Raw genomic sequence first — 8,886 nt, 5'->3', positions numbered from 1 at the left:
CGACTCGTCGGACGCGAGCGATGCGGACGATGATGCGGATGACGACGTGGAAGACGACGACACCGATGACGATGCCGACGACGAGTTCGACGATGATGCGGACGACGACACGCAAACCGAGTGCGATGTCTGGACGGACACGACGTCGGGTTTGACCTGGCTGGTCGAGCCGTTGCCCTTCCAATCGGGTTGGGCGCCTTGGCCCGACGCAGTCGATGCCTGCGAAATACTCGATTGCGGCGGACACGACGATTGGCGGTTGCCGACGATCTCGGAGTTGCGCAGCCTGATCCGCGGTTGTGAGTCGACGCAGCTTGGGGGCGAGTGCGATGTAACGGACGATTGCCTCGATGTCGAGTGCGCGGAGTTTGGTGAGGCTTACAACTGTACAGGTTGTGGATCGGGAATGGGCCCGAACGAGGGATGCTATTGGCCCGACGAGTTGGAAGGTGAATGTACCATGTATTGGTCGTCGTCGACACCCCCGCCTCCCACGATGCACGAAACGGCATGGAAGGTTTCTTTTCGACGAGCCGGTATTGGCGACAGCGGCTACGACCTTGAGGGTGTGAAAGCCCGCTGCGCGCGCGGAGAGTTCGCGCCGGTCGAGGTCAAGTAGCGATCACGCAGCCTGAGAAACGCGATTGCGCCGGGCGGCTCGAACGTCGCCCGGTCCTATACCCGGGTGTGTGCCTACTGCCAGCGCTTCTTGCGCTTGTAGCGCCTCGCGTCCTCGGGCGCGACCGCGTGCGGCTTGCCGAGGTAGAATTCCTTGATGTCGGGGTTCTCGCGCAGCGCGGCCGATTCCCCCGCCAGCACCACGCGGCCCGATTCCAGCACGTACGCGCGGTCCGCCAATGCGAGCGCCATGTTGGCGTTCTGCTCGACGAGCAGGATCGTCAGCCCCTCGCGGTTGAGATCGGCGATCACGCGGTCGATCTCGGCGACGAGGATCGGCGCGAGTCCGAGCGAGGGTTCGTCGAGCATCAGCAGGCGCGGCGCGGCCATGAGCCCGCGCCCGATCGCCAGCATCTGCTGTTCGCCGCCCGAGAGCGTGCCCGCGTCCTGCGTGCGGCGTTCGGCGAGGCGGGGGAAAATCGCGTATACGCGCTCCATGTCGCGGGCGATGTCGGCGCGGCCCGAGCGCGCATACGCGCCCATCGTCAGGTTCTCGTGCACGCTGAGATCGGGGAAGACCTGTCGACCTTCAGGCACGAGCGCGATGCCGCGACGCACGATGTCCTCGGTGTCGCGCCCGCCGATGCGCTCGCCATCGAAATGGATCGTGCCCTTTTCGGGCTGGTCGTCGAGCAGGCCCATGATCGTCTTGAGCGTGGTGGTCTTGCCCGCGCCGTTCGTGCCCAGCAGCGCGACGATCTCGCCCGCGCGCACCTCGAGCGACACGCCGCGCAGCGCGGCGATCTTGCCGTAGTTCGTTTCGACGTTGGCGAGGGCGAGCAGACTCACGCGGACTTCTCGGTCGCGACGCCGAGATACGCCCGGGCGACTTCGGGATCGTCGGCGATGGCCTCGGGCGGGCCGGAGGCGATGGCCTCGCCGTGATCGAGCACCAGAACGCGGTCGGCGAGCGCCATGACGAGATTCATGTCGTGCTCGACGAGCAGCAGCGTGACGCCCAGGTCGTCGCGGATGTCGCGGATGCGCCACAGCAGTTCGGACCGCTCCTCGTGGTTCATGCCCGCGGCGGGCTCGTCGAGTAATAGCAGCCGCGGTCCCAGCGCCAGCGCCCGCGCCATTTCGACGAGCTTGCGCGTGCCGTAGGGCAGCATGCCCACGGGCAGGTCGCGCGCGGCGTGCAGATCGAGAAAGTCGATGATGCGCTCGGCGTGTTCGCGCGCGGCGATCTCCTCACGACGCACCCCCGGACCGAACACGGCGCAGCGCCACGTGCGGGCGCGCATCGCCAGATGCCGGCCGAGCAGCAGGTTGTCCATCGTGGTCATGTGCGTGAACAATTCGATGTTCTGGAATGTGCGCGCGATGCCGAGCCGAGCGGCGCGGTCGGGACGGATGCCGGTCACGTCGGCGTCCTCGAAAAACACCCGCCCCGATCCCGGCTTGTAGATCCCGTTCACGCAGTTGAAGAGCGTCGTTTTTCCCGCTCCGTTCGGCCCGAGAATGGCGAAGATCTCGCCGCGTTCGACGGCAAAATTCACGTCGCGCAGCGCGGCGAGACCGCCGAACCGGATCGAGAGATTTTCGACGCGCAGGATCGACACGTCAGGGCGCCTGCCAGTCGGCGAGCTTCGCGAGTTTGCCCTCGCGGGCCTGCGCCAGAAACACCTGATCGATGCCCTGTCGGTCGTTCGGCCCGAACGTGATGCGCTGCGCGTAATCGCCGTTCCAGTTCTGAAGCGATTCGAGCGCGGCGACGAGCTTGTCGGTGGTCAGGTCGGGCCCCGCGCGACGCAGCGCCTCGACCAGCGCCTCGGCCAACGCGAACGCGACCATCGTGAAGTTGCCGAGGGTGAGCGGCGGATTCTGCTTCGCCATCTGGTCGCGGTATTTCTGCACGCCGGGCGAGGCGTCCTCGGGCAGCGGCATCCAGTCGGCGAGGATCGTGCCGTTCCACGAGTCGCCCGCGAGCTGGAACATGAGCGGATCGGTGACCGTGGACGTGGACAGAAACTGCGGCGCGAACTTGATCTTGGCGCACTCCTTGACGAAGGTCGCCGCGAACTTCGTCGTGGACCACAGCACCACGGCTTCGGCGCCGCTCGACTTGAGCTTGAGCGCCTGCGAGGACAGGTCCGTGTCCGTCAGCTCGTGCGACACCATGGCCGCTTCGCCGAGCCCGAGCGCCGCGAGCGTCGCCTTCACGGTTTCCACGCCCTCCTGCCCGAAGGCGTCGTTCTGGTAGAAGATCGCGAACTTCGTCTTTTTCAGGTTTTTCGCCGCGTAGGTGACGAGCGTTTTCGCCTCGACGTTGTACGTCGGGTACACCGCGAATCGGAGCTTCGACGGAGGATTCGCCCACGCCGACGAACCCGTCGCCGGACCGACCCACACCTTGCCCGCGGTCTCGATCGTGTCCTTCACCGCCATGCCCGGCGCGGTGCCCACGCCGCCGACGAAGGCGAACACGCCGTCTTTTTCGATCATCTCCTTCACGGCGCTCACGGTACGCGAGGGCTGATAGCCGTCGTCGCGCGCAAGCAGCACGAGCTTACGCCCGTGGATGCCGCCCGCCTCGTTCACCATGTCGAAATATGCCTGCATCGACCGTGCGACGATGCCGTAAGCCGACGCCGGGCCGCTCATCGGCGCCCAGGTGCCGATGCGGATCTCGGTGTCCGTGATGCCGCTCGCCGCCGCGGGCGCGGTCGGCGCGGACTCGCCGCCCGGCGCGGGCGGCGCGGGCGGAGGCGCTTCGTGCGCCGGGGGTTTGCACGCGATCGCCGCCAGGGCGAGCGCCATCAGAATGACCGTGATACGAGCGCGCATGGGAACCCTCCTCTTCGTCCGTTTTTTGGGCAAAACGTCAGACCTTCTTGCGCCGATGCCGCCCGAACAGCCCGCTCGGTCGCAAGCAGAGCATGAGAATGATGACCGCGAAGGCCACGGTGGACTTGAACTGCGGCGAGATGTACCCGCCGACGAGATTTTCGACGACGCCGAGAATCCACCCTCCCACCGCCGCGCCGGGCAGACTCGTGAGGCCGCCCAGCACCGCGGCGGCGAACGCCTTGAGCAGCGGAGCGACCATCATGTTGGGATCGACCAGCGTGACCGGCGCGATCAGGATGCCCGAGAGCGCGCCGAGCCCGCATGCGAGCCCCCACGCGAGCATGTGGATGCGATTGACGCGGATGCCCATGATTCGCGCGGCCTCGGCGTTTTGCGACACCGCCTTCATCGCCGTGCCCGTGCGCGTGAACCGAAAGAACGCGGCGAGCGCGCCCATCGTCGCCAGCGACACCACGACGATGAGCACGTTGAGGCGGCTCACGACGAGCGTGGACGTGATCTCGAAGACCTCGGTGTCGGACACCGGCGACGGCAGCGCCTTGGTGTCGGTGCCGGCGACAACACCCACCAGCGAGCCGAGCACGAGTTCGAGGCCGAGCGTGAGGATGACGAGGCCGAGCAGGTTCGGCTCCTTCGCGCGCCGCAGCAGCGCAAACTGCACGAGCATGCCCATCAGCGCGCCGAGCGCGACCGCCGCCGCGGCCGACGGCCAAAACGGCCAGCCGCGCGACGTGACGAGCGCCCATGCGACGAAGGCGGTCGTCATGGCGAGCGCGCTCTGCGCGAAATTGATGACCTCGGTCGTCTTGTAAACGAGCACGAGCGACAGGCCGATCAGCCCGTACACGCTGCCCATCGCGATGCCGTTGACGACCAGTTGCGCGAACACGCGGCGATCCTCCTTAGAACGGCCAGGTTTTCCAGTAACGCTTGATCGTGAGCCAGCGGCCACGCAGCCCCGCCGGCTCGAAGAGCACCACGACGATCATCACCGCGCCGACGATGATCGCCGAATACGACTTCGCTCCGGAGAACGCGAGTTCGACGCCGACGAGCAGCGACGGCCCGAGCACCGAGCCCAGCACCGAGCCGAGCCCGCCCACCACCACCATCGCGAGCATCTTGATCGAGAGAAACAGGTCGAAGTTTTCCGGCGCGATGAAGCCCGCGTTGTGCGCGTAGAGCGAACCGGCGAGGCCGGCAAAGAAGGTCGAGATCGCAAACGCGCGCGTTTTATACGCCGTGAGATCGACGCCCGACGCCTGCGCGGCAACGTCGCTGTCGCGGATCGCGGCGAGCGCCCGGCCGACGCGCGAGCGCTGGATATTGTATCCCGCGATCACGCACAGCACCGTCACGGGCATGATGACGCCGTAGCGCGCGGCGTCGGTGGCGAGCGGCATGCCCGCGATCGAGATCGGGGGCGTGTGCAGCCCCATGTGCCCGCCGGTCAGCGATTCCCAGTAACCGAGGATCTGCTGCGTCGCGATGCCGAAGCCCATCGTGGCGATGGTCAGGTAGGGCCCTTCGAGACGGAGCGCGGGCAACCCGACGACGAAGCCGAGCGCTCCCGACACCGCCCCGGCCGCCACGAGCGCGACGACAAACGGCACACCCGCGCCCACGAGCACGACGCTGGTGTACGCCCCGACGGCGAGAAAGGCCGCGTGACCGAGCGAGATGAGGCCCGTCGTGCCGACGAGCAGGTTGAGCCCGACCGCGAGCACGATGTGGATGGCGATCTGGTTGAGCGCGAAAATCCGCCAGCCGGGAAGGACAAACGGCGCGGCGGCGAGCAGCGCCATGAGCGCCGCGAACGCGACGATCGACGCGCGCGTCGAAAACAGGCGCAGGTCCTCTGCGTGGGAGAGTTTGCGATCCATGACACCCGGCGGTGAACGAAAGGGTGAACTTAACCGTTTTTCCCCGGACGTCAAACATGATGCCTGCGACGGGCGGGTCTTACGAAGCGGATGGCCCCGCCACGTAGCGGTAGCCGACGCCGCGTACCGTCATGAAGAGCTTCGGAGCGTCGGGGTCGTCCTCGAAGAGCTTGCGGAAGCGCACGATGAAGTTGTCGATCGTGCGTTCGGAGACGTACACTTCCATCCCCCACACCTCCTCCAGGATGTCCGCGCGCGAGCGCGTCACCCCCTGGTGGCGATGGAAGTATTCGAGCAGCTCGACTTCCTTGGGCGTCAGCGCCACGTCGCCCTCGCGCGTCGTCGCCTCGCGGCTCTGAAGATGAACGACGTATCGCCCGATCTGCAGCCGGTCCGACGACGCGAGGTGCCGCTGACCCTGACTGCGCCGGATGAGCGCACGCGCCCGCGCGGCGAGCTCCCCAATATCGAAGGGCTTGGTCAGGTAGTCGTCGGCGCCGGCGTCGAGCGCCTCGATTTTTGTGTCCACGCCGGCCTTGGCGGTGAGCATCAGAATCGGCGTGACGACCCCGACCTCGCGCAGCGAGCGCGCCACGCGCACCCCGTCGGTGTCGGGCAGCATGATGTCGAGGATCACGAGATCGGCGTCGGCGGCGCGCGACTTGGCGAGCGCGGGACGGCCCTCGCGCAGCCACTCGACGGCGTAACCGTCCGACTCGAGATTCAGGCGCACCATCGAGCCGATCAGTTCGTCGTCCTCGACGAGAAGGATGCGTCCGTTCACGGCGACTTCCGCAGACGCAGTTCAAATCGCGCGCCCGTGTCGGGTCCCTCGCTGTGCGCGGTGATCGTGCCGCCCATCGCCGTCGTCAGGCGGCGGCAGATGTCGAGGCCGAGACCGCTGCCGTGCAGCATGCCGTCGCGCGGTTCGTGGCCGCGAAAATACGGCTTGAAGATGTCGTGGATGTGTTCGGGCGCGATGCCCACGCCGCGATCCTCGACCGTCAGCACGATCGCGTCGCCGTCCTCGCGGATGCGCATGCGCACCGCGTCGCCGCCGCGGCTGTATTTCTCGGCGTTGTCGAGCAGGTTCTCCATGATGACGCGGACGGATTCGGCGTCGCCCAGCGCCTTCGCGCGTGACTTGATTTCAAGGCCTGGCATTTGCTGCACGAGGCCGAGCTGCAACCGATGGTCGATCACCTGCCGCGCCAGCGTGCCCAGGTCCACCGGGCCGAGCTGCGGCGTGAAGCGGTGCGTGCGCAGCCGGTTGCGCACGAGGATGTTCTCGATGAGGTGCTCCAGCCGGTCGATATTCGACAGGCCGAGGTTGAGCAGGTGCGGCATCTGCGAGGTCGGCACGCGGCCTAGCGAGAGCGATTGCAGCAGGCTGCGGATGCCGGCGACCGGCGTCTTGAGCTCGTGCGTCACCTGGTTGAGGAACGAGTCCATCGCCTTGCGGAACCGGATCTCGGCGCTGACGAGCCGGTAGAGCATGGCGACGCACCCGATGAGCAGCAGAAACAGGAATCCGCCCTCGCCGATCCACATCTTCATCTGGCGGTGGTGCTTGTCCTCGATCGATTTCGCGCGTTCGGGATCGACGGCGACGGACACCTGCGGCCAGCGCGGCGAGAGCGGAAGCGCGCCGGGGAGCTTCTGTTCGGACGGAACGAGGATCAGGCCCGACTCGCGCGTGATGAGCTGCGGCTGCGGCGGCATATTCGAATGGCCGAACAGGATCTGGTACTGCTCGGCCTGCAGGCGCAGGCGCGTCAGCTCCGATTCGTATCGCTCGGTGATGGCGCGGTTCATGAAAACCCACCACCACGCGCCGAGCGCGACCAGCGCCACGAGGCTGAAGGCGAAGATGATGTGATAGACGCGCTCGCGGACGGCGCGCCAGGCGCCGGCCCAGCGTTTGGGATTTCCCATGCGTGTGAGATAGCGGAATCGCGCCGCCGCGGCAAGGCGCGCGGTCTACAAGCGTGCGTCCCTAGCAGCCGCACCCGTCGTCGCCATCGTCTCCATCGGCGGGCGCATCGGCATCTGGTGAGGTCGTGTCGTCGTCGCCGGCGTCGTCGTCGCCGGCGTCGTCGTCGAGCGCGTCGTCGTCGGAGTCGTCATCCAAGGGCTGCGTTGTCGATGTCGTGCTTGTTGTCGTCGTGCTGGTGGTGGAGGTCGTCGTTGTCGTCGACCAATCATATATCCCGATATCTTTCCGATAGTATTTGACGACAGCATCGTCCCCGGCGATGCATCCGAACAGTGCATAGAGCCAAGTTCCCTGTCCTGTCGCTGCGATGGGGAGACAATCCGGTGGGTACTCGTCCGGCAGCGTTTGCCATTCATCAGAAGCTGGGTTATATATATAATAATATACTTCAGATCTTCGAACGTAATATTCTTCCATTATCGGAAACGAGTAATAGTACGGACTTATTCCTTTCAGTGTGAACCCTAAATAATGCGCGCCACCTGCACCCCATGCAACACCGATCATGGCCGTTTCATTTGGGACAGCTCTCATCGGAATTGGTTCCCAAGCGACAAGATCAAATGCCAACGCATCCGCACTAGAAGTTCCGTAGTATGATCCGAACGACGCCGATTGCGATTTGGAATAGTACATATAAAATCCGCCGGAATAATATATCTTATTATTCATTATCGAAAATCTAGAAAATCCTCGAGAACTCGAAGCATAATCATAAAATCGCAATGCGGACCATCCATGATCTGGGTCATATTTAAAAGTCCAGACAGGCCAAAGGGACCAATAGAGAGTTTCTTTATCGAGATCGGAAAAGAAAGTTATTGTACCGAGCCCCATCACGGCAGAGATGGCTGACGCATTCCAGTTTTGCGTTGACACATCATACACCATGGCGTTAGGATGAAATGGGGCATAGAAATACAAATTTCCATCTACATACTCTCCGTTTCCAGACGCATCGATGCACATCGTTATGTTCGCCTGCGGCGGTGGCGGCGGCGACAGTTGTTGATATTCCGCGCTGAGTGTGTTGTACGACAAAAACTGATCATATTCGAAGAATGTGGATGATGCGCCAATGTAAATATTAGATTGATCGTCGGATACGAGAAAAGGAAGGCATAAAGAAAATATGCCGCTCGGAAAATTCCAAAAATTGTCGTTTCTGGATAGCCATGTGGAAGGCAGGTCTATGGGAGGATTGGGCAGTTCCTCCCAGTCGCCCAGCGCGCTCGACCCAACGGCGATTACCACGCCGAACGCCACTGCGACAACGCACACTCCCACCACGAATCCGCGACGAAGATTCCTCATGGCCGTCTCTCCATCACCGTGAGGAGGCGTGAAGATGACAGGTCGTGCGGCACGGGTCAAGGAAAATCGACCATCCCGGCAGGGCAAACGCATCTAAATTCTGGTCTTGTCGGTCGGTTTTCCGCTCGCCAGTTTGTTGATCCTCCTTTTCGCGTTTTTCTCCCGTTCCCGCCGCGAGTGACGAATGATTTCGTCGACGTATTT

At 64.1% G+C, this 8,886-nt stretch carries 9 protein-coding genes; 1 reads left to right on the top strand and 8 read right to left on the bottom strand.

Annotated features, from left to right (window positions below; genetic code table 11):
• Positions 1-619 (top strand): DUF1566 domain-containing protein (locus IT350_07345; GenBank protein MCC6157852.1); only part of this gene is annotated, 619 nt, incomplete at its 5' end.
• 74 nt (positions 620-693) lie between these two features.
• On the opposite strand, the gene IT350_07340 is transcribed toward IT350_07345, so the two are convergent.
• From IT350_07340 to IT350_07305, 8 genes are all read right to left on the bottom strand, one after another.
• Positions 694-1,461, bottom strand: coding sequence for an ABC transporter ATP-binding protein (locus tag IT350_07340; protein ID MCC6157851.1), 768 nt, complete (start codon positions 1,459-1,461; stop codon positions 694-696).
• Between the two features lie 2 nt (positions 1,462-1,463).
• Complete coding sequence (locus tag IT350_07335) at positions 1,464-2,240, bottom strand: ABC transporter ATP-binding protein (protein MCC6157850.1); 777 nt, start codon at positions 2,238-2,240, stop codon at positions 1,464-1,466.
• A 1-nt stretch (position 2,241) separates the two neighbouring features.
• Complete coding sequence (locus IT350_07330) at positions 2,242-3,465, bottom strand: ABC transporter substrate-binding protein (protein ID MCC6157849.1); 1,224 nt, start codon at positions 3,463-3,465, stop codon at positions 2,242-2,244.
• 37 nt (positions 3,466-3,502) lie between these two features.
• Complete coding sequence (locus IT350_07325) at positions 3,503-4,378, bottom strand: branched-chain amino acid ABC transporter permease (protein ID MCC6157848.1); 876 nt, start codon at positions 4,376-4,378, stop codon at positions 3,503-3,505.
• Between the two features lie 13 nt (positions 4,379-4,391).
• The gene (locus IT350_07320; GenBank protein MCC6157847.1) at positions 4,392-5,372 is read right to left on the bottom strand and encodes a branched-chain amino acid ABC transporter permease; all 981 of its coding nucleotides are present in this window, start codon (positions 5,370-5,372) and stop codon (positions 4,392-4,394) included.
• Positions 5,373-5,451: 79 nt separating this feature from the next.
• Complete coding sequence (locus tag IT350_07315; protein ID MCC6157846.1) at positions 5,452-6,156, bottom strand: response regulator transcription factor; 705 nt, start codon at positions 6,154-6,156, stop codon at positions 5,452-5,454.
• Positions 6,153-7,307, bottom strand: a complete 1,155-nt coding sequence (locus IT350_07310) for a HAMP domain-containing histidine kinase (GenBank protein ID MCC6157845.1) — start codon at positions 7,305-7,307, stop codon at positions 6,153-6,155. The genes IT350_07315 and IT350_07310 overlap by 4 nt, the downstream gene beginning before the upstream one ends.
• Positions 7,308-7,368: 61 nt before the next feature.
• Positions 7,369-8,682: a hypothetical protein gene (locus IT350_07305; protein MCC6157844.1), complete on the bottom strand. Its 1,314-nt coding sequence runs from the start codon at positions 8,680-8,682 to the stop codon at positions 7,369-7,371.
• Between the last annotated feature and the right edge of the window lie 204 nt (positions 8,683-8,886).

This window comes from Deltaproteobacteria bacterium, from assembly GCA_020845895.1.
Lineage (GTDB): Bacteria > Lernaellota > Lernaellaia > JACKCT01 > JACKCT01 > JADLEX01.
The sequence above is the reverse complement of the archived record's forward strand: the minus strand, read 5'-3'. Positions and strand labels throughout refer to the sequence as shown.

Bases quoted from the DNA above. Each gene is read 5' to 3' on its own strand.
- IT350_07320 (MCC6157847.1), bottom strand. From the start codon at position 5,372: ATGGATCGCAAACTCTCCCACGCAGAGGACCTGCGCCTGTTTTCGACG.
- IT350_07305 (MCC6157844.1), bottom strand. From the start codon at position 8,682: ATGAGGAATCTTCGTCGCGGATTCGTGGTGGGAGTGTGCGTTGTCGCA.
- IT350_07330 (MCC6157849.1), bottom strand. From the start codon at position 3,465: ATGCGCGCTCGTATCACGGTCATTCTGATGGCGCTCGCCCTGGCGGCG.
- IT350_07310 (MCC6157845.1), bottom strand. From the start codon at position 7,307: ATGGGAAATCCCAAACGCTGGGCCGGCGCCTGGCGCGCCGTCCGCGAG.